24 protein-coding genes are annotated in these 26434 nt (G+C 26.2%); 15 read left to right on the top strand and 9 right to left on the bottom strand.

The window, feature by feature from the left end; translation table 11 throughout:
• Window positions 1-64: 64 nt before the first annotated feature.
• Genes ispD through AS160_RS07745 form a run of 9 tightly spaced genes read left to right on the top strand, consistent with a single transcriptional unit; the run spans window position 65 to window position 7872 of the window.
• Window positions 65-754: a 2-C-methyl-D-erythritol 4-phosphate cytidylyltransferase gene (gene ispD, locus AS160_RS07785; RefSeq protein ID WP_165147331.1), complete on the top strand. Its 690-nt coding sequence runs from the start codon at window positions 65-67 to the stop codon at window positions 752-754.
• Window positions 747-1598 carry a deoxyribonuclease IV gene (locus AS160_RS07780; RefSeq protein ID WP_165147328.1) on the top strand — a complete coding sequence of 284 codons (852 nt, stop codon included), beginning with the start codon at window positions 747-749 and terminating at the stop codon, window positions 1596-1598. Before ispD ends, AS160_RS07780 begins: the two co-directional genes overlap by 8 nt.
• 15 nt (window positions 1599-1613) lie before the next feature.
• Entirely contained in the window at window positions 1614-2597 is a 984-nt protein-coding gene (hflK, locus tag AS160_RS07775) for an FtsH protease activity modulator HflK (RefSeq protein ID WP_165147325.1), read from the top strand.
• Window positions 2594-3454 carry a protease modulator HflC gene (gene hflC / locus AS160_RS07770; protein ID WP_165147322.1) on the top strand — a complete coding sequence of 287 codons (861 nt, stop codon included), beginning with the start codon at window positions 2594-2596 and terminating at the stop codon, window positions 3452-3454. Before hflK ends, hflC begins: the two co-directional genes overlap by 4 nt.
• On the top strand, window positions 3455-5227 hold the full coding sequence (locus tag AS160_RS07765) for a hypothetical protein (RefSeq protein WP_165147319.1): 1773 nt from the start codon (window positions 3455-3457) through the stop codon (window positions 5225-5227).
• Window positions 5224-5874: a methyltransferase gene (locus tag AS160_RS07760; RefSeq protein WP_165147316.1), complete on the top strand. Its 651-nt coding sequence runs from the start codon at window positions 5224-5226 to the stop codon at window positions 5872-5874. Before AS160_RS07765 ends, AS160_RS07760 begins: the two co-directional genes overlap by 4 nt.
• Before the next feature lie 10 nt (window positions 5875-5884).
• Complete coding sequence (tmk, locus tag AS160_RS07755; protein ID WP_165147313.1) at window positions 5885-6481, top strand: dTMP kinase; 597 nt, start codon at window positions 5885-5887, stop codon at window positions 6479-6481.
• Window positions 6482-6494: 13 nt separating this feature from the next.
• On the top strand, window positions 6495-6788 hold the full coding sequence (locus AS160_RS07750; RefSeq protein WP_165147310.1) for a hypothetical protein: 294 nt from the start codon (window positions 6495-6497) through the stop codon (window positions 6786-6788).
• Entirely contained in the window at window positions 6778-7872 is a 1095-nt protein-coding gene (locus tag AS160_RS07745; protein WP_206528139.1) for a hypothetical protein, read from the top strand. The genes AS160_RS07750 and AS160_RS07745 overlap by 11 nt, the downstream gene beginning before the upstream one ends.
• Here the strand turns inward: AS160_RS07745 and AS160_RS07740 are convergent.
• The 8 genes from AS160_RS07740 to AS160_RS07705 all read right to left on the bottom strand — a co-directional run bounded on the left by AS160_RS07740 (window position 7835) and on the right by AS160_RS07705 (window position 18113).
• Window positions 7835-8899 carry an HD-GYP domain-containing protein gene (locus AS160_RS07740; protein WP_165147305.1) on the bottom strand — a complete coding sequence of 355 codons (1065 nt, stop codon included), beginning with the start codon at window positions 8897-8899 and terminating at the stop codon, window positions 7835-7837. The genes AS160_RS07745 and AS160_RS07740 overlap by 38 nt on opposite strands.
• Window positions 8900-8908: 9 nt before the next feature.
• Entirely contained in the window at window positions 8909-9979 is a 1071-nt protein-coding gene (locus AS160_RS07735; protein ID WP_165147303.1) for an HD domain-containing phosphohydrolase, read from the bottom strand.
• Window positions 9976-10983 carry an HD domain-containing protein gene (locus AS160_RS07730; protein WP_165147301.1) on the bottom strand — a complete coding sequence of 336 codons (1008 nt, stop codon included), beginning with the start codon at window positions 10981-10983 and terminating at the stop codon, window positions 9976-9978. Before AS160_RS07730 ends, AS160_RS07735 begins: the two co-directional genes overlap by 4 nt.
• A gap of 15 nt (window positions 10984-10998) precedes the next feature.
• Window positions 10999-12219, bottom strand: a complete 1221-nt coding sequence (locus AS160_RS07725) for a pitrilysin family protein (RefSeq protein WP_165147298.1) — start codon at window positions 12217-12219, stop codon at window positions 10999-11001.
• Complete coding sequence (locus AS160_RS07720) at window positions 12194-14368, bottom strand: polyribonucleotide nucleotidyltransferase (protein ID WP_165147296.1); 2175 nt, start codon at window positions 14366-14368, stop codon at window positions 12194-12196. Before AS160_RS07720 ends, AS160_RS07725 begins: the two co-directional genes overlap by 26 nt.
• A gap of 84 nt (window positions 14369-14452) precedes the next feature.
• Window positions 14453-16639, bottom strand: coding sequence for a methyl-accepting chemotaxis protein (locus AS160_RS07715; RefSeq protein WP_165147294.1), 2187 nt, complete (start codon window positions 16637-16639; stop codon window positions 14453-14455).
• A 128-nt stretch (window positions 16640-16767) separates the two neighbouring features.
• A complete protein-coding gene (udk, locus tag AS160_RS07710; protein WP_165147292.1) occupies window positions 16768-17373 on the bottom strand; it encodes a uridine kinase in 606 nt (201 codons plus the stop codon).
• 11 nt (window positions 17374-17384) lie between these two features.
• Window positions 17385-18113 carry a hypothetical protein gene (locus tag AS160_RS07705; RefSeq protein ID WP_165147289.1) on the bottom strand — a complete coding sequence of 243 codons (729 nt, stop codon included), beginning with the start codon at window positions 18111-18113 and terminating at the stop codon, window positions 17385-17387.
• A gap of 88 nt (window positions 18114-18201) precedes the next feature.
• Here AS160_RS07705 and AS160_RS07700 point away from each other — a divergent pair, with 88 nt between their 5' ends.
• The 6 genes from AS160_RS07700 to AS160_RS07675 are packed head-to-tail and all read left to right on the top strand — an operon-like array spanning window position 18202 to window position 24219.
• A complete protein-coding gene (locus AS160_RS07700) occupies window positions 18202-18723 on the top strand; it encodes a hypothetical protein (RefSeq protein ID WP_165147286.1) in 522 nt (173 codons plus the stop codon).
• The gene (locus AS160_RS07695) at window positions 18716-20044 is read left to right on the top strand and encodes a sigma-54 dependent transcriptional regulator (protein WP_165147283.1); all 1329 of its coding nucleotides are present in this window, start codon (window positions 18716-18718) and stop codon (window positions 20042-20044) included. Before AS160_RS07700 ends, AS160_RS07695 begins: the two co-directional genes overlap by 8 nt.
• Window positions 20037-21566 (top strand): tetratricopeptide repeat protein, encoded by a 1530-nt coding sequence (locus AS160_RS07690; protein ID WP_165147280.1) that lies wholly within the window; start codon window positions 20037-20039, stop codon window positions 21564-21566. The genes AS160_RS07695 and AS160_RS07690 overlap by 8 nt, the downstream gene beginning before the upstream one ends.
• Before the next feature lie 18 nt (window positions 21567-21584).
• A complete protein-coding gene (locus tag AS160_RS07685) occupies window positions 21585-22037 on the top strand; it encodes a hypothetical protein (RefSeq protein WP_165147277.1) in 453 nt (150 codons plus the stop codon).
• 6 nt (window positions 22038-22043) lie between these two features.
• A complete protein-coding gene (locus AS160_RS07680) occupies window positions 22044-22418 on the top strand; it encodes a hypothetical protein (RefSeq protein WP_165147274.1) in 375 nt (124 codons plus the stop codon).
• Between the two features lie 28 nt (window positions 22419-22446).
• Entirely contained in the window at window positions 22447-24219 is a 1773-nt protein-coding gene (locus tag AS160_RS07675) for a 5'-nucleotidase C-terminal domain-containing protein (RefSeq protein ID WP_165147271.1), read from the top strand.
• A 28-nt stretch (window positions 24220-24247) separates the two neighbouring features.
• Here AS160_RS07675 and AS160_RS07670 read toward each other — a convergent pair whose 3' ends face one another.
• Window positions 24248-26419: a TIM-barrel domain-containing protein gene (locus AS160_RS07670; RefSeq protein ID WP_165147268.1), complete on the bottom strand. Its 2172-nt coding sequence runs from the start codon at window positions 26417-26419 to the stop codon at window positions 24248-24250.
• Between the last annotated feature and the right edge of the window lie 15 nt (window positions 26420-26434).

Here is a 26434-nt window from a genome sequence, read left to right as displayed (position 1 = left end):
ATCTCTCCCTTCGTTGTTATTTTAACATAAAATTGTTGTATAATAATATAAAAGAGGTGATTGTATGAATATAGGTATAATTGTTGCTGCTGGAAATGGTGAAAGAACAAAATTAGCCTACCCTAAACAATTTTACCAGATTTTAGGTAAAAGTTTGTTAAGAATTGCATTAGAAAAATATGAATATTCAAAAATTGATAAAATAATTGTTGTAGCTAATAAAGATTTCATAAATGAAACAAAAGAAGAATGTTATGGAATTAACAAAGTATATGATATAATAGAAGGTGGGGAATCAAGACAAGAATCTGTATTTAATGCTTTAAAATATATATATGATAATCTTGGATTAATAACAATAGTGTCTATCCACGATGCTGCAAGGCCTTTTGTTTCTACAAAAAAAATAAATGAAGGATTAGAAACAGCAAAAAAATATGGTTCTGCAATACTAGCTTTACCTGAGAAAAATTCACTTTCACAAGTAAATGATAATGTAATTAATAAAATTTTAGATAGGAATGAAATATATATTCATCAAACACCACAAACATTTGATTTTCAAAAGTTATATAAGGCATATACAAATTTTGAGAATGAATTAAAAAGTTTTACTGATGATGCTAGTATATATCATAAGGCGGGGAATTTTGTTAGAATTGTTGAAGGTGAAGAATATAATATAAAAATAACTACTGAATTTGATTTGAAATTTGCAAATTGGTTGATTGAGGAAGGGAAAATTAATGTTTAAAATTGGAGCTCATATGAGTACATCTAAAGGGTTTCATAAAGTACCTCTTGATACTTTAGCAATAGATGGGAATACTTTTCAGATATTTTGCCATAGTCCTAGAACATGGAAGGTAAAAGAACCTATGGAAGAGGATATTATAAAATTTAAAGAAAATATGAAAAAAAACAATATATCATTTGAAGACGTTTTGGTTCATTCTGGGTATTTAATAAACTTAGCAACGCCGAATTATGAAAACTGGGAAAAATCAATAAATTTAATGATTGAAGAAATAAAGATAACCTCAAAATTAGGAATTAGATATTTTAATGTTCATCCAGGATCGCATTTAGGCGAAGGTGATGAATTTGGTTATGACAGAATTGCAAAAGCATTGGATATTATTTTGAACGAGGTTAAAGATTTGAATGTTGATATATTATTAGAAAATGTAGCAAAAAAGGGCGGTAATATAGGTTGGAAAATAGAACAATTAGGAGAAATAATTAAAAGAAGTAATTTTCCCGAAAGATTAGGTATTACATTTGACACATGTCATGGATTTGATTCAAATTATAATATTAAAGACAAAAATGATGTGAAAAGATTATTGGATGAAATTGAAAAATATATAGGATTAAATAAATTTAAAATGATACATCTTAATGACTCAAAGTTTCCACTGGGAGCTGGTAAGGATAGGCATGAATTTATTGGTGAAGGAGAAATCGGTATTAGAGGTTTTGAAACATTTTTATCTTTTAATGAAATAGCAAAATTGCCTATGCATCTCGAAACTCCTGGTGATGATTTAGAGCATGCAGAAGATATTAAAGTTGTTAAAAGTATATTGGGAATATAAGGAAGGGGTGACAAAATGACGGATAATTTTGAAATTTTTGATGTTCAAGAAGAAAAGCCGAAAAAGAGAAAAAACATTTTTAAACGCGTTTTTTGGTTAGTAATTGTCTTATTAATTTTAGGGTATTTTAGCACAAGTGTATATCAAGTAGGGCCATCTGAAATGGGATTAGTACTTACTTTTGGTAAATATACATCAAGTACAGGACCAGGTATTCATTGGCACTTGCCATATCCATTTCAAAGTCATAGGATAGTTGATATTAAGACATTAAAAAAAGTAGAAATAGGATTTAGAACAGTAAATTATAGAGGAAAAATAGAATACCAAACAGTTTCCGAAGAAGCATTAATGATTACAGGTGATGAAAATATAGTAAACCTTGAAGCTGTAGTTCAATATAGAATTGCTGATCCGGTTAAATTTGCTTTTAGAATATTAAATGGTTTTGATATGGTTAAATTTGCAACAGAAAGTGTATTAAGGGAAATGGTTGCTATTAATGTTATTGATTCTGTATTAACTTCTGAAAGAGATAGAATTGCAATGGAAACAGCGGAAAAAGTTCAAAAAATACTTGATGAATATGGAGCAGGTATTAAGGTAGAAAATGTTTATTTGCAAGAAGTATCTCCTCCAAATGAGGTTGTAAAGGCTTTTGATGATGTTAATAGTGCAAAGCAAGATAAAGAGAAATTCATAAATGAAGCTAAAAGATACTCAAATGATGTTATTCCTAAAGCAGAAGGTGAAGCTCAAAAAATATTAAGAGAAGCCGAAGCATATGCATATGAAAAAGTAGCACTTGCAACAGGTGAAGCTCAAAGATTTAAGGAAATGTTGAAAGAATATACCAATGCAAAAGATATAACTAAAAAAAGAATTATATTAGAAGCAATACAAGATTTAGTTGAGAATTCTAAAGAAAAGATTATAGTTGATAGTTCAGATACGCTTAAACTATTAAACTTACCAGAAATTGGTGGTGATGTAAAATGAAAAAACAAACACGATTTATTATATTCGGATTATTAATATTATTGATAGTAATATTTATATATACTTCTGTCTTTATTGTAAACCAAGAACAACAAGCAGTGGTTTTAAGGTTTGGGCAAATTAAAAAAGTTGTTACAGAACCAGGTATTAGTTTTAAAACACCATTTGTTGATAATGTGGTAAAATTTGAGAAAAGGTTAATGTTATACGATATTGAGCCAGAGAGAATAATAACAGCAGATAAAAAAACAATAATAGTTGATACATATACAATATGGAGAATAAATGATCCCAAAACATTTATTGAAAGTATGAGATCAGTTGATTTAGCCTTAACAAGGATAGATGATGTTGTATATTCTAATGTAAGGGATTTAGTAGCTAAGTATACATTTGAGGAAGTGTTGTCAAAGAAAAGAGAAGAAATGTTATCGGAAATAACAAAAAGAAGTGGAGAGAATTTAAAACAATTTGGTATTGATATTGTTGATGTAAGAGTAAAAAGAACAGATCTTCCACCAGATATTTCAAAGTCAGTATATAATAGAATGATGGCAGAAAGATATTCAATTGCAGCACAAATAAGGGCTGAAGGGCAAAGAGAATCAGAAATAATTAAAGCAGAAGCAGATAAAAAAGTAAAAATTATCACTTCAGAAGCTCAAAAAAATGCAGAAATAATTAGAGGTACAGCTGATGCAAGTGTTATATCTATTTTTGCTGATGCTTTTGGTGCGGATCCGGAATTCTTTGAATTAAGGAGAATAGCAGATATTTATCAAAACTCATTTAAGGATGGAATGTTAATTTTATCTCCAGATTCACCAATATTAAAATTTCTATATGAGGAGAAATAAATGAAGAAAGTTATAACAGCAATATTTTTAATTATTTTATTTTTGAATTCATGTTCTAATATACAGAAAAAAATCTATATTAAAATCGAAGGTGACATTGCGTCACCTTCTTTTCCCATAAAAATCAATGTTAGTAATATAGATGAATATATATTAAAATTTTATGATAAAAACAATAATGAGATTTCTTTTAGAAAAGATAATGAAAAAATCTATTTCCTTAATTTGAAAGAAGGAAAGAATAATATAAAAATGAATGTAGTTTATAAAAATAAGGTTATTCAAGAAAAAACTTTTTCAGTATATTATGATAATACTTCACCAGATATATCTTTTTTAAATTATTATATTAGAAATGGAGAACTTAATATAACAGCATCTTCAAATGCTACAGATTTGGAAAAATTTATTTTAAAAACCGATAATAATTCCTATGAATTTAATATTAATTTTTCACTTCCTATTAAAAAAAATAATGGTGTTTTAAAATATGAATTATACGCAAAGGATAAATATAATAATATTTCTGAACCTAAAATAATAGAAATAGATACAAATAAAGATGAACCTCCACAAATATTAAGTCAAAATTTGGATATATCAATATATGGTAATACAAATATAAAAGTATTGGATGATTGGACTCCTGTAAATGAAATTAAATTAATTTTAAAAACTGAAAAAAATATATATTCGTTAATTAATATAGATGAAGTATTATTAGATAATTCTAAAGAAGGTACATTAATCGCTATAGATAATGGGGATAATAGAGTAGAAAAAAAAGTAAATATTAAATTAGAAAAAGATTTACCCTCTATTCCAACAGGTAATCCAAGATTAATTGATTTTTCTATAGATACATTTGGTTGGAATTATGAAACGGATTCCTATTCATATATTGTAGAGACACCATATTTATATGGATGGAAACAAAATTTAGAAACGAAAGCTGCATTTGCAAGAGTTACAGAATCTAATGTAGCTATGATAAGAGAAAAAAGTCAATTTTCAACATTAAGTTTTCCATCATATCCTACTATTAGATTTTCTGGAACTTTTGTTCATTTAGTTAGAAATATTCTTGAATCATCAGAAGAAAATTTATATCTCCCACAAATAAATTCCGAATTTTTAATAGGTGGAAAAACTGTTTTAGGTGAGAAAAGTGTTGTTATGGTAGAATCTGGTAGTGTTTTAAAATTCGTATCTAATTCGCAATTAATAATTAAGGGTTTATTTTTTATAATGCCAGGGGCAGGTAAATCGTTAATTAGCGGTAATGGTGAAATAATTGTGGATGGAGGTATATTAATAGCCTCAAAAACAATATTTGATAAAGTTAGGATTATAGGTAATAAAGCAAAATTAATTTATTTAGAAGATTCCGAATTTTTAGAAGGCTCTGATATTTTATCTACAAATGACTTTAGAATCTGTTTATATAATAATTTAGGATATAATAGCAATTTGAATTTTCATAATTCTGAAGAAATATATATTAAAGATAGTTCCTTTAAAAATATAACATTATATAACATAAATAAACTAGAAGTTATAAAATCATCATTTAATAATTTAATTGTTAATGGATTAAGTAAAATATTTTTAAATAATAGTATTGTAAACACTATAACACAAAAGAATTTTTCTTGGTCTAAATTTATTAATTCAAATATAAATAAATTATTAATTTCAAATTATTCTAAGAGTGTTATATATAATAGCGAAGTTGAAAGTATAGAATCGGAATCTAGTGTGGTGATTAAATGAAAGAATTAATATTAGAATCACCTAATAAGTTCCATTCACCAACTCACGGAACAACATTTCTTATAGAAATATGTAAATTAATGAAAAATGAAAAGAGAATACTTGAATTAGGGTCAGGAATAGGTAGTGTATCTTTATCTTTAGCAAAAAAATATAATAATATAGAAGTTATAGGTTTTGAAATACAAAAAGAGCCTTATGAATATTCATTAAAGAATGCTAAAATAAATGAATTAAATGTATCTTTTATTAATGATGATATTGCAAATATATCCAATTATTTGGAAAGGGAATCTGTTGATTGTATTGTTACTAATCCACCTCATTATTCTAGTAAGTCTCTAATTAGTCCTTATGATGAAAGAAAAACCGCTAGGACATTCAACGAAGATGAGCTGAAAAAATTTTTTATTGCAGCAAACTATGTTTTAAAAAATAAAAAAAGAATGATATTTGTATATCATCCAACATATTTTATGACTTTTTTAAAATTGGCAAAAAGATATAATTTAATACTCCAAGAAATGTATATAGCATATGGAAAGAAAGATAGTAATGCACAACTAATTGGAGGTATTTTAAGAAAAAATGGTGGGGAAAATTTAATAATACATCCACCAGTGTTTTTAAAAAGTAGTGGGAATTAAGGAGGATAATATGTTAATTACATTTGAAGGTATAGAAAGTTCAGGGAAATCCACATTATCAAAAAAATTAGCTGAATATTTTAAATCGAAAAATTATGATGTTATATGGAACAGAGAACCAGGTGGAACAGAATTGGGCGAAAGAATAAGAGAATTATTATTGGGAGATTATAATATTTGCAGCATAAGCGAAGCTTTATTATTTGCTGCAAGTAGGGCTCAGTTAGTTGAAGAATTAATAAGACCAAATAAAAATAAAATTATTATTTTGGATAGATTTGTAGATTCATCTATAGTTTATCAAGGTTATGCTAGGGAACTTGGTTGGGAAAAGGTCTTTGAAATAAATAAACATGCTTTAAATGGAATAATGCCAGATTTAACTATTGTTGTTGATATTTCAGTTGATGTTTCATTTAATAGGATGAAAAATAAAAATAGAGATAGAATAGAGAGTGAAGGAAAAGAATTTTTTGAAAGAGCAAGAGAAGGTTTTTTAAAATTAAAGGAATGGTTTCCAAATAGGAATATAGAAATAATTAATGGGGAACTTACTTTAAATGAAGAATTCGAATTATTATTGGATATAGTAAAGAAATATATTTAAAGAAGGGGATAATATGTTTTGGTTTAAAAAGAAAAAAAATAATCCATTTTATAATGAAGGTAATGCTTTAGTTATTTATTTTACATGTGATAATTGTGGTGAAAAGTTTAGAAGTTATCTTAGGAAGGGATATGATTTTTCAAATTCTTATGATGGAAAAGCTGTTTATGTTATTAATAAGGAATATATAGGTTCTAAATGCTCAGAAAAAATACAATTAAATGCTGAATTTGATGGTTCATATAAATTATTAAATTTTGAATTAATAGGAGGAAAAATTATAACTAAAGAGGAGTTTGAAGAATAGAATGGAAGGATGGATTCCAACAAGAAGGTTATTAAAAATTACAGAATTTGCAGATAAATTTTGCGGGAAAACTGAACCTATTCATAGATATATATATTTATATTTTGATAAAGTCTTGCGAGTTTCCATGACAGATGGTTGCGCTATTGCAGATATGTTTTTTTCAAAAGAATTTTTCCCATTTAAACAAACATATAAGATCTCTATACAACATTTAAAAGGATTATTAAAAGGTTTAAAAGAAGAGGAAAATCCTTTTATTAGAATGTTGGCTTTAGATGAAGGATTAAAAATAGATTTAGAAAATATGGCATTAAACATAGAATCAGAAGATAAAACAAAACCCGAATTTAAAATAGATAAAATATTTAATAAATCGCCAATAAAAATTAATAAAAAAACTTTTGTTGATTCTTTAGATTTTTCCAGTATATTAGCAATGGAAGGAGACATAATAAATATAATTTCTGATAGTAATGGAAATATGTGGAATTATTATCAAAGTTTTAATATGAGCACATATAGTTTTATAGGTAAATCGAATATATCTTTTTCAAGAGGAATACCGTATGTGACTGTACGACATATAATAAAGTCATTGTCGTTATTATCTGAAGAAATAATAGATATCTTTTTTTTAGATGATTCTATAATTTTAAAGGGTAAGGGTTATAATATAAAAATTTGCAATGTAATAAATCCGGTTATAGAATCTATAAATATGGAGTTTAAAAGTTTGGAAGAAAAGAGATTAAATATTAAAGAAATAAAAAAAATTATGAACAAAGCATTTACTGCCTTACCAGTTCATATAAAAGTATATATAATTTTTGGAAAAGATTCTTATATTTTAGCAAAAGATGGAAAAACAACTTTATCTTGGAAAATAAATTTAAAATTTGAAAATCAATATTTAATGGAGATTAATCATAGAAAATTTAGATCTATTCTTTCTAGAATGGATGATGAGATAATAGTAAAGACAAATGAAAAGAAAATAACATTTATAGATAAAAATAAGTATCTAGAAATATATGTAAAAGAATTTAAAAATCTTCAATATGTTGATAATCCAAAATTTTAATAATTCTTAGTTTTTTATCTTCATTTAAATCTATAATTTCGTTATTTATTTTAACAATAGGTTTCATTTTATTATTCCTATTAGTTCCAACGATAATTCCTTCTGAATTATCATTTAGCATTACTTTCATACCTGGAGGGAACAGGCCAAGAGAATTAATAAGATTTTGTGAAATTTCCGGATCAAAGTCTTTATTCACATGAGATAAAATATACGATATTGTTTTATAAGGAGACCAAGGTTCCTTATAACTCCTTTTGCTAGTTAACGCATCATAAACATCGCTTAAAGCTAATATTCTACCGTATAAAGATATGTCCTTTCCTTTTTTCTTAAAAATATATCCAGTACCATCAAACCTTTCATGATGTTCAATGGAACCATCAATAACTTTTTTTTGGTTAAATCCAGATTTTTCTAATATTCCTTTAGTATATAGTACATGTTTTTTTACAAATTCAAATTCTTTTTCAGATAATTTTCTAGGAGCATTTAATATCTCTAAAGGTATTTTTGTTTTTCCAACATCATGTAATATACCGCTTAAACCTATTTCTACTAATTCATCATTTTTAATTCCCATATCTAAAGCAATTAAGGTACTTAAAATCATTACATTTAAAGAATGGGAGTATAAATAGTCATCATAATTTTTTAATTTTTTTAGAGGGACAAAGATTTTATCTGAAAAATTATTACTCATTTCTTTCACAATTTCAGTAGTGATATTTTCAATTTCTGGAATATTCAAATTTCCTGTAGAAATTAGCGTTTCAAAAATATTTTTAATTTTTATAAAACTTTTTTCTAGAAGTTCTTTACTAATTGTTGTATTTATATAAGTATCAAAATTCATATTAGATACATCTTTAATTGGAATTCTAAAAATCCCATTATTTTTAATGTTTTTAATTTTTGATTCATCTAATAATGTTCCTTTTTTATATAAAATTTTTCCAGAAAAATCTTTTACATCCATTGCTAATACCATGTTTGGTAATACTTTATCTATAGATAGAAACTTCATAAAAACCCCTCACTCTATTAAAATATAGTCCAATACCTTTACAATTCTTAAATTTTTCTCTTTGCTTAAATCTAAAACATCTCCGTGATCTATTTTTATCAATGGACGTATTTTATTTGATCTATTAGAAGCAATAACTGTACCAAATTGGCCATTACTAAGTTGAACCCGTGTCCCTGCTGGATAAATACCGAAAGCGTTAATAAGACCTTGTGCAAACGTACCATCAAATTGTTTTTCTACATTAGTTAGAATAAATGAAATTGTCTTATATGGAGACCAAGGACCCTTATAACTTCTAACGCTTGTTAGAGCATCATAAACATCAGCTATTGCTACAATTTTACCAAAAACGGTAATTTCATTGCCATTTTTTTTCTCTAGATATCCTTTACCATCAACTCTTTCATGATGCTCGTATATTCCACCTATAATATTCTTATCTTTAATACCACTTTCAATTGCAATTTTTTTTCCATATAATACATGATTTCTCATAATATTCATTTCTTCTTCGTTTAAAACTCTTGGAGCATTCATAATTTCAATAGGAACTTTAGTTTTTCCAATATCATGTAATAATGAAGATATTGATATATCTAAAAGTTCATCACCCAAAATTTTACTTTCAACTGCTAATAGCGAACTTATTATCATAACATTTAATGAGTGTGCGTATAAATATTCATCAAAAGATTTTAATTTTTTTAAAGGAACAAATAGTATATCAGAATAATTATTTTCTATTTCATTTTTTATTGATGAAGCTATATCTATAACAGCATCAATATCTAAATTATTATTACTTTCCAAATTTTTAAAAACATCCTTTATTTTCTCATAATTTAAATCTAAAATTTCTGGTGAAATAACAGAATGCTTGAAAGCTTCTTGAGATATTTTTTGTGTAACTTTTAATGAAGAGACAGGAATATTAAAAATTCCAAATTTTTTTAATGTTGATATCACTTCTTCATTTATTTCTGAATTTTTTTTGAATATAATTTTTCCAGTTGTATCTCTGATATCCATGGCTAATATCATACCATATTTTGCTTTATTAAGTGGTATAATTTTCATTCTACCACTTCCTTTATATATATATTAGTATCTGGACCAGTTTTTATAATTTTCCCATCTACTAAAACATCAGGGAAAAATTCTATATCATTTCTTCTCATTACGATTCCAATAGAACCATCACTTAATTTTACTTGCGTTCCTGTGGGATAGTAACCTGTCACTTCATACAATAAACTTACATAGAATGGATCGAAGATAAAACCACATCTTTTTAATATCCAAGATAATGCTTGATAGGGTGTATAACCTAATTCGGTTAAAGAAGTGTATGCATCAGCAACTTGAGTCATTCTAACTAAAGGAGGAATTTTTTCTCCTTTTAAATGGAATTTCCCTTTTCCATCATATCTTTCATGATGATATAAAATGCTATCCAAAATTTCATAATTTAAAGCTGATTTTAATGTTTGTAATTTTTTGTAAGCTATAACATTATGTATAACAGAAATTTTATCATTACTGTCAAAATCATTTATTATCCTATCATTTAACATGGCATAACCAATATCATGTATTAAAGCAAATTTTACTGTTTGTTTGTACATAATATAAGGAGTATCTAATTTTTTTGCTATAATAGAAACTAATATAGCGGTATTTAAAGAATGATACATTAAACTATCATTTCCAAAAGAATTCATAAAGTTTAAAACGAAATATTCGGAAACATTTAAAGTTTTATATATTTCTTCAGAAATATTATTCAATGCAACATAAAACTCTTCTTTTGAGAAATGGGAAAAAATACCGCTAATATTCTCTAACCATTTAGAGTATTTTTTTTCATCAACTATAAGGTCAAAATCTTCAAAACTTTTTTGCATAAAACTAGAAGTTTCATCAAAAGAAACTTCTAGTTCAATTATATTACTTTTTTTAATAAGTTCAATAGTTTTTTCATCAAGAACTTGACCTTTTTTAAAATTTAATCTGTTTTTTAAATTATATATATCTTCCTGAACAATCATTCCAGGTTTTAAATTAAAAACTTTTACTTTCAAAAAAATCATCCCCATTTATTTTGGCTTAACAATAGAAATATATGGATTAGAATAAAAAATTTTTTTAGAAACCTCAAGAATATCATCGTTTTTTTGAGAATTAATTGTTTTAACCATTTCATCAATATTGATTAATTTATCAAATGCTAAATAAAAATCTAATGCTAAAAATCCAAAATTTAAACCAGTTTCTGTTTCAAGCATATATTTACCAGATAATCGTTTTTTTCCATAATCAATCCATTTGTCAATATTATCAAAATTATGAATATTTTGAACCAAATTTAATAAAGAAGAATTTAATTTCTCAAAATTTTCTGGAACAGTTGCTGCAAAAATTGTAAAAGTTCCATTTTCCGTATATGCAGAGTAATCAGCAGAAATTTCATAGGCCAATCCTAATTCTTCTCTTATTTTTGTGAATAATAATGAACTCATTCCACTACTTAAAAAAGTTTTTAGAATAGCTGCTGGATAAAAATCTTTAGACATTTTAGATGGAGCCTTAAAAGAATATGCAACATATACTTGAGATAAGTCTTCTTTTTCTTTTTCCGCTTTTTCTATATTTTCATTAAATTTAGGACTTTTAAAAATACATTTATCCCCAGTCTTATTTGGAATCAAACTTTCCATAGTATTTAATAATTCTTCTAATTCTTTTTCAGGTCCTACAAGTGATAAAACAATGTTATTTGGATTATATTTTTCTTCATAATATTTTTGTATATCATAAGAAGTGATATTTGAAACGCTCTCTTTGGTTCCTAAAACAGGAAAAGAAAATTCATTTAAGTACATAATATTATTTAATTGTTCAAATGTATTGTCTACAGGTTCATCTTCATACATTGCAATTTCATCTAAAACTATTTTCTTTTCTTTTTCAATTTCTTTTTCATCAAATTTTGCATTAAATAAAATATCAACTATAATCTCTAATGCAATTTTAGAAGCATTTAAAGGAACTTTAGCATAATATGCAGTAATATTTTTGCTAGTAAATGCGTTTAATAACCCACCGAATTCTTCGATGGGTCTTTTTATTTCTTCCATATTTCTATTATGTGTTCCTCTAAAAACAGAATGTTCAATTAAGTGCGATATTCCCATTAATTCTTTTGGCTCGTGTGCTGAACCTGCTCTAACTGCCGCAATAATAGAAATGCTTCGTACATTGTTTCTAGGAATAAATAGTATATCTATACCATTATTTAGAGTTTTCTTTTTGATCATTATCTTCCCCCGTTTTTTTAGAATGATAGCTTCGTCTGCTTTTTTTGTGGGGTGTTTCTACCCCGAATTTTTTTAGTTGAATTCTTCCGTTATCATCGATGCTTACTATCTCTACCTTTAGTATATCGCCAATTTTAATATTATTTAATATTTCTTTAGCATCATTTCCTAAGTTTGACATATGAAGTAATCCAACCTTGCCGGGAGCAATTTCAATAAATACACCATAGTTTTCTATTCTTGATACTTTTCCTTCAAAAATTTCTCCTTGTTTAACTTCTTTTATTAAATTTTGAATATATGAAATAGCATTATTTATATTTTCTACATTAAATCCACTTACTTTTGTTAAACCAGTTTCATCATTTATAGAAACCTCAACCTCAAACTCCTTGCTAATACCTTTTATAACTCTTCCTCCAGGTCCGATAACATCAGAAATCTTATCAATTGGTACAACTGTAGTTTTGATTAAAGGAGCATATGGGGATAATTCTTTTTTAGGTTCTGGTATAGTATTATACATAATATCTAATATATGTAATCTAGCAATTCTAGCTCTTTCCAAAGCTTCTTTTAAAACTTCTTCATTAACTCCCGCAACTTTAACATCCATTTGAAATGCAGTTATACCGTCTTTTGTACCAGTAACCTTAAAGTCCATATCACCTAAATGATCTTCCATTCCTAATATATCTGTTAAAACAACAAATTTATCTTCCTCAAAAATCAATCCCATAGCAACACCGGCAACATGTTTTTTCATTGGAACTCCGGCGTCCATTAAAGCTAAAGAACCTGAACAAACAGTTGCCATTGAAGACGAGCCATTTGATTCTAATACTTCTGAGACAACACGTATAATATATGGGAATTCTTCCTCTGAAGGAATTAAATTCTTTAATGCTCTTTCAGCTAAATGTCCATGTCCAATTTCTCTTCTACTTAATCTTAATCCTTTAACTTCTCCTGTAGAAAATGGAGGGAAATTATAATGTAACATAAATCGTCTTTCGCCTTCTTCAAATACTGTATCGATTATTTGAACATCCATAGGTTCTCCTAATGTAACAATTCCCAAACTTTGAGTTTCTCCCCTAGTAAATAATGCAGAACCGTGAGTTTTATCAAATAATCCTATTTCACAAGTTATTGGTCTGATTTCATCTATTTTTCTACCATCTGCTCTTGTATTTTCTTCAATAATCATTTTTCTCATTAATTTTTTTATTTTTTCATCAAAAGCTTCTAAAATAAAACGTTTATATTTATCAAATGTCTCATTATCCCATTTTTCAATATAATCAGTTTGGAATTTTTCTAATAATTCTTTTCTATATGAATCTATAGCGTCATCTCTATCTTTTTTTCCTTTAACTAATATTCTACTTTTTAATTCATTATCATCAATTAATGACTCAAAATCTTTTACAAATTCTTCAGGGTATTCAGGTGGGGTAACTTCCCACTTTTCAATATTAAATTCTGATACAACGCTTTCTTGAAATTCAATAATTTGTTTAATAGCATCATGAGCAAATAACAATGCTTTAACCATTTCTTCTTCTGATACTTCTAAAGATTCACCTTCTACCATTGTTATAGCTTCTTTAGTACCAGCTACAACAATATCCATTTTGCTGTTTTTTAATTCTTCTTGTGTTGGAAATACAATAAATTCTCCATTTACATATCCAACTCTAACTCCAGCAACCATGCCATCAAATGGTATAGGAGATAGATTTAAAGCAAAAGATGCACCGGTTATTCCCCAAGTTTCAATGCTGTCATCAGTATCCATAGATAATGCAGTTACTATAACTTGTATTTCATTATGAAAATCTTTAGGGAATAAAGGTCTTATAGGTCTATCTATCAATCTTGATGAAAGAATAGCTTCGCTACTTGGTCTTCCTTCTCTTTTTAAAAATCCGCCAGGGATTTTTCCAACAGCATAAAATTTTTCTTGAAATTCAACTGTTAAAGGTAAGAAATCAACACCATCTTTAGCTTCTTTTGAAGCAGTTGCTGTTACTAATATAGCAGATTTTCCATATTTTAATAGCACTGATCCGTGTGCTTGTTTTGCCATTTTGCCATGTTCAATAGCTAATTTTCTTCCGAAAATTTCGGTTTCCCATACTTTCATTTATATCACCCCTTTTAAATATTATTATAACATAAAATATTGTGAAATCGCAAAAATTTATCCCTAGCAAAGCTAGGGATAAAATTATATTTTAAATTCGTTAAGTTTATCATTTAGCATATCAACAAGTTTTTTCAGTTCATCGGCCTTATTATTTACTTTCTTTATTGCATTGCTTTCATCTTCTATTTCTTTTGTTATTTCTGATATTTCATTTGAAATTTCTAATATCATTTGCGCAGTTTTATCACTTGCAGCAGCCATTTCCTCCGTCGAAGTACTTTGTTCTTCTGCACTCGCAGTTAAACCTTCTATTCTCTGATTTATACTTTCGACTCTTTCCAAAATATTCTGGAACTTTTCTTTTATTTCTTTTGCCCTATTATCAACATTTTTTATTACATCAGCAGTTTCTTCTGTGGCTTTGCTAGCATCTTTAGCGCCATTTTTTATTTCAACTAATATTTTTGCTATTTCTTCTGTAGCTTTTTTACTTTCTTCTGCTAATTTTCTAATTTCATCCGCTACTACGGCAAATCCTTTTCCTGCTTCGCCAGCTCTAGCAGCTTCTATAGCAGCATTTAATGCTAATAAATTTGTCTGTTCTGTTATATTTGTAATTGTTTCAACTATTTCACCAATATTATTAGCCTTTTCTGTTAGATTTTCAACTGTTAATTCTGTTTTTTGTGCTTTTTCTACGGCTATTCCGATGATATTAGCTATTTCTTCTATTGATTTTTCTCCCTCTTCTGTTATAATAGTTGTTTCATTTGCTTCTTGTGAAATTTCTACTGCATTACTTGATACATTTTGTGCAGCAATTGATACTTCGTTTACTCCGGAGGTTAATTCTTCTGTTGTTGCAGCAGAGTTTTCAGCGTTTTCTTCAATTATTTTAGCTTTTTCAATAACATCATTATTAGCTTGTTCTGTTCTTTCAGATATATCTATTAATATATTTGAAGTCTCCTCTATCTTTTTTCCAGCATCTAATAACCATTTTATTGTAGAATTTAATTTATTTGACATATTTTTTAATGAATTAGCTATCATGGCTGTTTCATCTTTCCCTTTTACTTCAAAATCTACAGTAAAATCACCTGTACCATATATATCAACCTTTTTACTTAATTCTATTAATGGTTTTGAAATTCTTTTTGCAAATATTAATGATATTATTAATGATATTATTAATATAATAGAAGAAGTTATTATTAATATATTTTTAATGTTATTAGCAGCTTGGAAAGCTTCTTTTGTGGATACTTCTGAAATAATTGCCCAATTTATTTCTTTAAATTTTAAAGGAGAATATGCAACTAAAACTTTCTCATTATCAAAATTTGTAGATATTTCCCATCCACTTTCTCCATTTAATGCTTTTTCTACGTAATCTGTTTCTACTTTTTGTTTTAAAATACTATCTCTTTCTGAAATATTGTTTCTTATTATCTTATCTTTTCCAACTAAATAAGTTATACCCGTTTTTCCCATGCCGCTTTTATCTTGTAATATGTCATTTATTTTTTCAATAGATAGTCTAAAAACAAGATAACCGTATAAACCGAAATCCTCATCTTCAACTTTTATACCTGCAAATAATGCAGGATAACCGTAATAAATACCTAAATTTGAAAAATGAACTTCGTTATCATTCTTTTCTTTTAATAATAAATATAAGTCGGATAATATAGTATTTGATTTATTTAAGTCAGTTGCAAAATCATCATATTTCTTCACAGAGTATATCACTATACCATCGGGCGAAATTAAAAGCATATCTTCATAATCTTGTATATCTACAAAATTTTTAAAATCTATTTGTAAATCGGAATGTAACACACTATAATCATAGAACATACTTAAAATATTATTATCAAAATTCTCTTTATTAAAATTTTCATCATAGTAATAATCAAAAAGTTTTGATTTATCATCATATGGATTATTTTTTATGTATATATCTTTTAATGTATTTAGAATATCATCTAAATCCATACTTAATTTAAAATCATCTAATAAATTTGATGAAGAAAAAAATGCATCTTTTATTTTTTCAAAATCTTTTACATAATTTAAATTTGCTATTGAGTTAGATAATACATTTTTTATAAATTTTGATTTTATATCTCTAGCTAATATTAATTTCTCTGTAAAGCTATTTTTCAATGAATTTTGAGAATTAGTAATACTAATTGTGTAAAAAGAAAATAAAACTATGATGATGATAAATAAAAAAAGACTTAATATTTTACTTTGAATTTTCATTCAAATACCCCCTTAATATTGTTTAAATTTTTATATAAATTATTATATCATATGATTAAAAATTTTCAAACTAAGATTATTATATAATTTAAAATTATTATATATAAAAAATAAGCGCTCAATGGCGCTTATAACATTTTTCTAAATATATAATTAACAACTACCTGAATAGCTTTTTCATTAAATCCACCTTCTGGAATAATTATATCGGCATATTTTTTTGTTGGTTCAACATATGCATCATGCATGGGTTTTACTGTTGTAGTATATTGTTTGATAACAGAATCAATATCTCTTCCCCGCTCTTTTATATCTCGTTCTAAACGTCGTATAAATCTAATATCATTTTCTGTATCAACAAAAATTGCTAAGTCATACAATCCTCTTAATTCTTCATAATATAATGCAAAAATTCCCTCGACAATTATTATAGGCTTAGGTTCGAATTTTGAAGTTCCTACTCTCGTGAATTGAGAAAAATCATATTCAGGCAAATCAATAGTTTTTCCCTTTTTTAATTCTTCTATATGTTTAAACATTAATTCATTTTCTATCATATCAGGGTGATCATAATTATGTAATTTTCTCTGTTCTAAAGTTTCATGGCTTAAGTCTCTATAATAATTATCCATAGGTAAAATTTCGCAGTTTTGAACACCTAAAATATCCCGAATCTTATAAGCTACTGTAGTTTTTCCTGAGCCAGTCCCTCCTGCAATTCCTATAACATACATATAAACACTCCTCACTTTTTTGATTTTTTAAAATTAAACATTATACCTATAATAATATATATACTTGATATAACCAATATAGTTATTAATTCGATAGTGCTTATATTAATATTTTGTTTTAATATTGTATTTTCTCCAATTTTTAATGAAAGAGAATTTTCTAAAGCATATACAGTAAAAAATGAAGAAATTGTTGATGCAATGAAAATAGTTAATATAGAAACAACATTGTCAAAATTTTTAGCTATTAATATAGATATTATTAAACCAAAAAATATAATAAAAATCCAGGGGATATATGCTTGATTAATATTTTTCAAAAATTCTATTTTTTCAAAAATTTCAGGGTAAAATTTAAAAATAATAGTAGAAACTTCAAAGCCTACAATACCTCCTAAAATAAAACCTCCAACTTGAACAGATGACTTAAATATAGAATAAGTTAAAATTCCAATAATAATTGAAAATACTAATAGAGCAATTGGTTCGTAATTTCCGGCTTCTTTTAAAAGTGTTTGTATAAATTCAAATTGAAAAAGATAAGGAATTATAAATACATAACTACTAATAAAACCTAAAATAAAAAAGATAATTTTGGAAATTAATTTTGAAAATAAAACAGTAATTATAGAAACAGGCAAAATAATATACCACGAATCCGCAAAGGAATACAATACTTTTAAAGTTTCCGGATTTTCTTTTATAATATTTGTAATAGTTGAAACAATAGTTTCTTCCATAAATTCGCCTCCTTTATAGATATTATATCATATATTAGAAAAAAGTGATATAATATGAATATATAAAACTATTATAGGAGGTTTGAAAATGGAAAATCCACTAATATCAGCTATGATCCAATTTGCTATTTTGGGTACAGCAGGGGAAGTTGTATCTAAGATAATAACTAAAAGCAAAATATCTATTTTTAAAGTTATTTATTCAATTTTTGTATGGGGTATTTTAGGAGTTATTATAAAATTTGCTTTTACTGGTTTTAATGGTTTTGTTAGTGAATTAGTATCTCATAATTACCTTCCAACTGGGAAAATATATCAAGCTTTCTTTAAATCATTATTTACAAACGCATTTTTTGGTCCATGGTTAATAGTAATTCATAGATTTTTAGATAATATATCTAAATTAAAAGTTCCAACTGATGGATTAAAAGGTGCTTTATTTACACTATTATGGTTTTGGTTGCCTGCACATACAGTTACGTTTTCACTTCCTATTGAATGGCAAATTACATTAGCTGCAGTTTGGAGTTTTGTGTTGGGATTAATATTAGGATTCTTTTCAAATAAAAAAGCAAAAAAAATTGATGATAAGGTAGGGGAAAATGTTTAAAGTTTTAGTAATCGAGGATGATATAGTTTTAAATAAAACAATATGTGATTTTTTAAATAAATTTAATTACATAACAGTTTGTGCTCATAGAGGATTTGAGGGCCTTGATATGGCGATAAATGAAAGGCCAGATTTAGTGTTGTTAGATCTCAGACTTCCAGATGTTAATGGTATGGATTTAATAGAAAAAATAAAAAAATATATTGATGAAATAATTATAATAACTGCACATGGAGATATATCAGATGCGGTTAAAGCTACCAAGTTAGGTGTATATAATTTTTTAGAAAAACCGTTAGATTTGAAAAATTTAATAAATGAAATAAACAGAGCAGCAGAAACTATAAAACTAAAAAGAGAAATAAAAAAATTAAAGGAAAAATTAAATGAATTTCCAGAATTAATTGGTAAATCAGTAGTTATAGAAGATATAAAAAATAAAATTAATTTAATAGCGAATAAAAATATTCCAGTATTGATTACAGGAGAAAGTGGTACTGGTAAAGATGTAGTAGCTCAATATATTCATAGAGCTAGTGGTAGAGAAAAGTTTATATCTGTAAACTGTGGAGCTATACCACAGGATTTATTTGAAAGTGAATTATTTGGATATGAAAAAGGGGCTTTTACTGGAGCTGAAAAGGAAAAACCTGGTAAATTTGAGTTGGCAAATGGAGGTACATTATTTTTAGATGAAATTGGAGAATTACCTAAAAATATGCAAGTTAAATTATTAAGAGTGTTAGAAACCAAAGAAGTTGAAAGGATTGGTTCAACAAAGCCAACAAAAGTAGATGTAAGAATTATTGCTGCTACAAATAGAGATTTAAATAAAATGATTGAAGAGGGAAATTTCAGAGAGGATTTATATTTTAGATTATCGGTATTTCAAATAAATATTCAACCTTTAAAGGAACATAAAGAAGATATTCCATTGTTAGTAAATTATTTTATACATAAAGCAAATGAAGAATTTAATACCAAAATTAAGGGAATAAATCCAGATGTTTTAGATATATTTATGAAATATAATTGGCCAGGGAACATAAGGGAATTAAAAAATATAGTATATTCAATGATCGCTATATCTAATGGTGATATTTTAGATATAAGCTTATTACCAGAAAATTTAAAGGAATCTGAAAATATTGAATATATAAAAATACCAATGGGCCTTACATTGGATGAAGTAGAAAAAAGATATATATATAAGACTTTAGAATATAATAATTTTAATAAAACTCAGTCGGCTAAAATTTTAGGTATAACAAAAATGACATTATTTTCAAAATTAAAAAAGTGGGGGGATTATAATGAGTGATAATGAAAAGAAAGAAATTAATTTGGAAGATTTAGATGTTGATAAAATCAATGAATTAATGGATTTAGATTCATTAGAAAATGAAAAAATAGAAGAAGTTAACGAAAAAGTTGTTCCTCTTGATAATATAGAAGATACTCAAGAACCAGATATAAATGAGGTAGAAAAATTAGCAGAAGAATTAGAAAAAAAATATAGCGAAGATCAAAAAAGTGAAATAACTTCTACAGAAACAGAAGAAATACCAGAGTTAGAAATAGAAGAATCTACAGAAACAGAAGAAATACCAGAATTAGAAATAGAAGAATCTACAGAAACAGAAGAAATACCAGAGCTAGAAATAGAAGAATCTACAGGAACAGAAGAAATACCAGAGTTAGAAATAGAAGAATCTACAGAAACAGAAGAAATACCAGAGCTAGAAATAGAAGAATCTGCGGAAGTGGAAGAAAAACCAGAATTAGAAGAAAAGCCTGAACAAGAAAATATACAAAATTCAGATATAACAAAGAATGAAATTTTAGAAAATAAGGGAGAAGGTTCAATGAGTAAATGGGAAAATGATTTAGTGCAAACAAAAGTTGAAAATGAATTAATTGTACCAGAATATGAAAAAAAAGAAAATGACGATAGAATAAAATTAGTAGAAACAAGGTTATTTAATAAGCTTGAAGAATATGAAAATAAAATAAATGAATTAATGGAAAAAAATAAAAAATTAGAAGAAAAAATAGAAAATTATTATTCAAAGATAGAAAAATCTGAACAAGCGATAGCTATATTATTAAAAAACATAGTATCGGTTACCTTGGGAGATACGAAGGATATTTTCAATTCAATATTAAATATAAAATCATTAATTTCAGAAAAAAATAAAGTATATTTAATAAATATAGCAGAAAAATTTAAGGATAAAATATCTGAAGAATATAAATTTGTATTTAATTATATTTTAGGGAATTTGTATTCAGAAATAAAGGAAATTAGTAAGGCAGAAAAATATTACTTGAGAGCATTGCAAGATTGTGAAAAAGACAAATCTTTAGATATGCAATTTAATTTATCAATAATTCAGAATAATTTAGGAGCAATATATGCTGATTCAAAAAAATATGATAAAGCAAAAAAATATTTTGCATCCTCTTTGGAAATAAGAAATAAATTAGTAGAAAAAAATGAAAAATACAATATTTATTTATTTAATTCCTTAAATAATTTAGGAATGTTAGAAATTAAATTGGGTAATTTGGATTCTGCAGAAAGATATTTAAATGAGGCTTATGAAATTTTAAATAAATTTGAAATTTCAACTGAAGATAAAGCTCTTCTCTTTATTAATTTAGGAGATTTATATAGTGAAAAAGCTATTGCGGAAAAAGCAAAAGAATATTATGAAAAATCTTTAAAAGAATATTTGAAATTATATAATAATGATCAATATAATTATCGTGAAAAAGTGAATGAAATAATGAGCATGTTACATAAATATGATCCAAATATTTATGAAAAATATAGACTATAATATTTTGGGGATGATATTATGTCTGGATTTTCAATTAAAGTTGATGAGGATTTCATTAATAAAATAATAGATAGAGTTATAGAAAATAATATATCTATAAATGGCCTAAAAAATATGAATATTGAGATGAGAGATGATGGGATACATTTTCAGGTTGAGGTAAACTTTTTAAATAAAGATGCAATTTTTGATACATTGATTATATTTAAAGAAAAGCCAAAATCATTATCTGAAGGTATGTTAAGATTAGTTTTTTCTGGCGATGATGCAATAAAAAAAATATTAGAAGGTGTGTCTTCTATATTTTCAAGATTTGTTGATATAATTGAATTTAAAAATAATGAGGTTATAGTAGATTTTTCTAAAATTAAGTATGATGAAAAGGTTCAACCTTTATTTAATTCTATTAAAATAAAAGATTTTGATATAGTAAACAAAGAATTCAAATTAAATTTAGTTTATGAGGAGTAAGGTTTAATGGAAATAATTGTAGATAAATATATGATTATGGACATTTTAAATGGTATAATTAAATACACGACATATGATATTATTAGAAAAATATTTAACATGATTACAAATGTTAGATTTATGAAAAATAAGATTGAAATAAAAGTTTTATTTATTAAATATTTTATTAGTATAGATAACATTCCAGAGAAATTAAATGGTATTTTGGAGTTTAAACATAACTTACCTATAGATAAAATTAATAAAGGTAAATTACCTAAAAATATATATATTGACAAAAATAAAATATATGTATATATTCCTGATAATATAATTACTAGAAATATTTATTTTGAAGAGATTTCTTTTGATAATGATCAAATAATCATTAGATTAAATTAATATCCACACAAAAACAGGGGGTGTAAGAATGAGAAGATTATTAGTTTTATTGAGTATTTTGATTATTGGATTATTTGTTTTTGCTGAACAAATGAATTTGGTTATTCTTCACACAAGCGACTTGCATGGTAACATTTTTCCTGTAAATTATGCTACAAATTCTCCATATTACGTTGGATTAGGGCGTGTAGCTACATTTTATAAAATGGAAAAAGAAAAAAATCCAAATGTATTTTTAATTGACACGGGGGATTTAATCCAAGGAACACCTTTAGAATATTATCATGCAAGAATAGAAAATGATCCAATTGATCCAATGGTAAAAGTAATGAATCATTTAGGTTATGTAGCTTCTGTTATAGGAAATCATGAATTTAATTATGGTAAAAATATTTTAAACAAAGCGGTATCAGAGGCTAATTTCCCATTTTTAAGCGCAAATATAGTTGATAGAGACACTGGTAAACCTATATTTAAACCATATTTGGTATTTGATTATAATGGAATAAAGATAGGGATTTTAGGTCTTACAACAAAATTTATACCTAATTGGGAGGATCCTAAAAATATAAGAAACTTAGATTTTTATGATCCAGTTGATGTTGCTAGAAAGTATGTAAAAATATTAAAAGAAGAAGAAATGGTTGATGTTTTAATCGTTGGATATCATGGTGGATTTGAAAAGGATTTAAATACTGGAGAACCCACAGAAGAATTAACTGGTGAAAATGAAGGTTATGAATTATTAATGGAAATACCTGGAATAGATGTGTTGTTAACTGGACATCAACACAGATCTATTTCTGGTGTATATAATAATGTTGCAGTTTCTATGCCAAGTAGTTGGGGTAAAAAAGTTGGTAGAATAGAACTTACTTTAGATAATTCTGAAGGAAAATGGAAAATAGTTTCTAAAAAATCAGAATTGTTAGACTCAAAAACCGTAGAATCAGATAAAGAAGTATTGTCTCTTGTACAAGATTATGAAGATAAGGTACAAAAATGGCTTGATCAACCAGTTGGTATGGCTAAAGGCGATTTTTACGTAGACGATCCTTTAAAAGTAAGATTGGGAGATCATCCTTTAATTCAGTTTGTAAATACAGTTCAGCAAAAATATTCTGGAGTAAAAATATCTTCAACTGCATTATTTAATAATTATATTAAAGGATGGAAATCTGGACATATAACCTTAAGGGATATTAATGGTGTATATATTTATCCAAATACTCTGAAGGTTCTAAAAGTAACTGGAAAAGATATAAAAGATGCTATAGAAAAAAGTGCTGATTATTTTGTATATGAAAATGGAAAAGTTGATGTAAATAAATCATGGGTAGATCCAAAACCAAGGCATTATAATTATGATATGTGGGAAGGAATTACATATATTATTGATGTTTCAAAACCTGTTGGTGAAAGAGTGGTATTTTTAGAATTTGAAGGAAGACCTATTGAAATGGATAAGGAATATGAGATAGTATTAAATAATTATAGAGCTGGCGGCGGCGGTGGATATTCTATGTTTGCTGGAAAACCTGTTGTAAAAGAAGTTATGATGGAAGTTTCCGAATTAATGGCAGATTATATAATGGAACATAAAATAATAGAAGCTAAAGTAGATAATAACTGGTTTGTAGCAACAAGCGAAATGTATGAAGTTAAAGAAGGAGATACATTATTTAAAATAGGCAGAATGTTCAATGTATATCCATATGCATTAGCTCAATGGAATAACATAAAAGATCCAAATAAAATATATACCGGTCAAAAACTAGTTATTTATAAACCTGTTAAATAATAAATAAATCCCCCTTTTGGGGGATTTATTACAATTCTACAATTTCTGTATATTTTTGTCCATTTTCATCATATATTTCGAATTTGATCCTTTTCACACTGCTTTCAAAATCTTCAGATTCATCTTTTTCAATTTCATAATTATATCCATTATCGATTTTATTGACTTGAATTTTTATTTTTGCAAACCTTCCATTATTAAAATCATATGTTTCACCATCATCCTCAAAATATATAAATTCAGCACTATCTGTTACAAAACCAATTACAGTTAAATCAGTTATTTGCTTTTCATTTACATAATTTATTTCTTCTTCGTTTAGTGCAATTAAAGAATTTTCACGGATAAATATTGGAACTTCATCTATATTTGCTTCTATATAATATTCTCCAGGATTATATACTTTAATATTTCTACTATTATGTTTTGAAGCTTTCCAATACAACCATTTATTTTCAGGTAAATGAACAAATCTACCATTTGCATTTGGTTGAATAATAGGTGTTGCCATTATAGATGCTCCTACCATAAATTGATCTTCAATATCTTTTGATATTTCATCATCAAAGTATAAAAATAAAGGAGAAATAAAAGGTGTTAGATTATCAATAGATCTAAAAAATTCAGAATATAAATATGGAATTAATGCATATCTTAATTTTATTGTATTTCTTAATATATCTTCTATATATTCATCAAATGCCCAGGGCTCCTGATGTCTAGTTCCTAAAGCTGAATGATTTCTGTATAATGGAGAAAATACCCCTAATTGCATCCATCTAACAACTAGCTCTGGAGAAGAATTTGCACCAAAACCACCAATATCTGCCCCAGTATAGAAAAAGCCAGATAAATTTAATGATTGTAACATTCTTATATTAACTAACATATGTTCCCACCAGGACATATTATCTCCCATCCATATTGTTGCTATTCTATGATGTCCAGCGTAACTACTTCTAGATAATAGTAAATATCTTTTATTTGGTATAATTTTTTCAAATCCTTCTACAGTAGCTTTTGTCATATAATATCCATATAAGTTATGTAATTCATCATTTGAATATATACCTTGTGGTGTATTATGGTAAAAACTTTTGTAATATTCTCTTCTATTTGATAAATTTATAGCTTCATCTTTTATCATGAAAAATTCTAAACCTACTTCTTTTTCTTTTAGTTCGTCTACTTTTTTTAAATATTCTTTCAAAGTTTTTGGAACAAAGAAAATAGAAGGTTCATTCATATCATTCCAAAATCCGGTAATTCCTAAATCGGTAAATAATTTATATTTTTCTCCCCACCATTCTCTAACTTCTGGATTTAAAAAGTCTGGAAAATGTGTGTATCCTGGCCAAACGGTAGCAACAAAATATTCATTATTTTTGTCTTTGCAAAAATATCCATTTTTAACGCCTTCTTCATACACATCATAACCATCTTCTATTTTTACTCCAGGATCTATTATAGGAACTAAATTGAATCCTAGCTTTTTCATATTAGAAACAAATTCAGGGAAATTCGGGAATTTATTACTATCTACTGTAAATACTTTGTAATTTTCCATATAATCTATATCCATATAAATAGCATCGCAGGGGATATTTTTTCCCCTAAAAGTATAGGCAATTTCTTGTATTGTTTTAGCGTCTGGATAACTCCATCTGCATTGTTGGTATCCAAAAGCCCATTTTGGAGGTATATAAGGTTTACCTGTTAATTTTAAATATTCCTGTATTATTTCAATATCATTTTTTGTATCAAAAATATATAAGTCAAAATTATTTGAATTAATTTCTATTTTCATTTCATCAAATTTTGTATAACAAATATCAAATATTATTTCTCCTGGATAATCTATAAAAAATCCAAATTTATTACTTATAATAATAAAAGGGTGAGAACCATATAATGAATCTTTTTCAGGTGTATGCACAGGATCATCTGTTGCATATAATCTATATACTTTACCTCTTTTATTTAAGGGACCTAAGGTTTCGCCTAAACCATATACTCTATCTTTAGTGTTGAGTTTAAGAGATAAAATAGTTTTATTCTCTTTTTTGTTTAATGTGAAATAAACAATTTTTTCACAATCTTCAAAAGCAAGATCCTTCTTATTGAAAACGGTTGCATCCGTTTCAAAAGGAATACCAAACCTATATAGTGTTGTAATAAAAGATAGTTTTGTTTTTTTCATAAATATTCTCCTTTC

This window comes from Marinitoga sp. 38H-ov (assembly GCF_011057715.1).
In the GTDB taxonomy this organism is placed as follows: domain Bacteria; phylum Thermotogota; class Thermotogae; order Petrotogales; family Petrotogaceae; genus Marinitoga.
The sequence above is the reverse complement of the archived record's forward strand: the minus strand, read 5'-3'. Positions and strand labels throughout refer to the sequence as shown.

Coding starts and splice junctions, on each gene's coding strand:
- tmk (WP_165147313.1), top strand. CDS start 5,885: ATGTTAATTACATTTGAAGGTATAGAAAGTTCAGGGAAATCCACATTA.
- AS160_RS07720 (WP_165147296.1), bottom strand. CDS start 14,368: ATGAAAGTATGGGAAACCGAAATTTTCGGAAGAAAATTAGCTATTGAA.
- AS160_RS07680 (WP_165147274.1), top strand. CDS start 22,044: ATGGAAATAATTGTAGATAAATATATGATTATGGACATTTTAAATGGT.
- AS160_RS07690 (WP_165147280.1), top strand. CDS start 20,037: ATGAGTGATAATGAAAAGAAAGAAATTAATTTGGAAGATTTAGATGTT.
- hflK (WP_165147325.1), top strand. CDS start 1,614: ATGACGGATAATTTTGAAATTTTTGATGTTCAAGAAGAAAAGCCGAAA.
- AS160_RS07705 (WP_165147289.1), bottom strand. CDS start 18,113: ATGGAAGAAACTATTGTTTCAACTATTACAAATATTATAAAAGAAAAT.
- udk (WP_165147292.1), bottom strand. CDS start 17,373: ATGTATGTTATAGGAATTGCAGGAGGGACTGGCTCAGGAAAAACTACA.
- hflC (WP_165147322.1), top strand. CDS start 2,594: ATGAAAAAACAAACACGATTTATTATATTCGGATTATTAATATTATTG.
- AS160_RS07675 (WP_165147271.1), top strand. CDS start 22,447: ATGAGAAGATTATTAGTTTTATTGAGTATTTTGATTATTGGATTATTT.
- AS160_RS07700 (WP_165147286.1), top strand. CDS start 18,202: ATGGAAAATCCACTAATATCAGCTATGATCCAATTTGCTATTTTGGGT.
- AS160_RS07735 (WP_165147303.1), bottom strand. CDS start 9,979: ATGAAAATTATACCACTTAATAAAGCAAAATATGGTATGATATTAGCC.
- AS160_RS07685 (WP_165147277.1), top strand. CDS start 21,585: ATGTCTGGATTTTCAATTAAAGTTGATGAGGATTTCATTAATAAAATA.
- AS160_RS07740 (WP_165147305.1), bottom strand. CDS start 8,899: ATGAAGTTTCTATCTATAGATAAAGTATTACCAAACATGGTATTAGCA.
- AS160_RS07725 (WP_165147298.1), bottom strand. CDS start 12,219: ATGATCAAAAAGAAAACTCTAAATAATGGTATAGATATACTATTTATT.
- AS160_RS07765 (WP_165147319.1), top strand. CDS start 3,455: ATGAAGAAAGTTATAACAGCAATATTTTTAATTATTTTATTTTTGAAT.
- AS160_RS07670 (WP_165147268.1), bottom strand. CDS start 26,419: ATGAAAAAAACAAAACTATCTTTTATTACAACACTATATAGGTTTGGT.
- AS160_RS07695 (WP_165147283.1), top strand. CDS start 18,716: ATGTTTAAAGTTTTAGTAATCGAGGATGATATAGTTTTAAATAAAACA.
- AS160_RS07760 (WP_165147316.1), top strand. CDS start 5,224: ATGAAAGAATTAATATTAGAATCACCTAATAAGTTCCATTCACCAACT.
- AS160_RS07750 (WP_165147310.1), top strand. CDS start 6,495: ATGTTTTGGTTTAAAAAGAAAAAAAATAATCCATTTTATAATGAAGGT.
- AS160_RS07780 (WP_165147328.1), top strand. CDS start 747: ATGTTTAAAATTGGAGCTCATATGAGTACATCTAAAGGGTTTCATAAA.
- ispD (WP_165147331.1), top strand. CDS start 65: ATGAATATAGGTATAATTGTTGCTGCTGGAAATGGTGAAAGAACAAAA.
- AS160_RS07715 (WP_165147294.1), bottom strand. CDS start 16,639: ATGAAAATTCAAAGTAAAATATTAAGTCTTTTTTTATTTATCATCATC.